Origin of the sequence: Shewanella sp. AS1, from assembly GCF_021412565.1 — a bacterium.
Lineage (GTDB): Bacteria > Pseudomonadota > Gammaproteobacteria > Enterobacterales > Shewanellaceae > Shewanella.
The window spans coordinates 1-287 of record NZ_JAKCLJ010000094.1 but is presented as its reverse complement, the minus strand read 5'-3'; the positions used below and the strand labels follow the sequence as shown (position 1 = coordinate 287).

1 protein-coding gene is annotated in these 287 nt (G+C 50.5%); it reads left to right on the top strand.

Annotated features, from left to right (window positions below; genetic code table 11):
- Nucleotides 1–287 (top strand): NAD-dependent epimerase/dehydratase family protein (locus LZP69_RS16200; RefSeq protein WP_234201723.1); only part of this gene is annotated, 287 nt, incomplete at both ends.

Genomic DNA, 287 nt, shown 5'->3' with positions numbered 1-287 from the left:
GCTAAAGTCACTACGCCTTTTGCGGATTCTGATGCGCACTCCTTTGACCAGATCAATCACTGGGGCACGGCCCAGCTCGCCTACTCAATAGAAAAGTCATCTGTATCCAGGGTCATCTACATGAGCAGCATCGCCATCTATGGTCATCATGATTCTCCCCTTCAGGAGGAATTGACTCCGGCACCGAATTCATTTTACGGTCGTTCTAAATGGGATGGAGAGCGCCAGCTGGATGTATTGCGCCGCGACCGCGAAGTTTTTATCCTTCGTTCCGGAAATGTGTATGG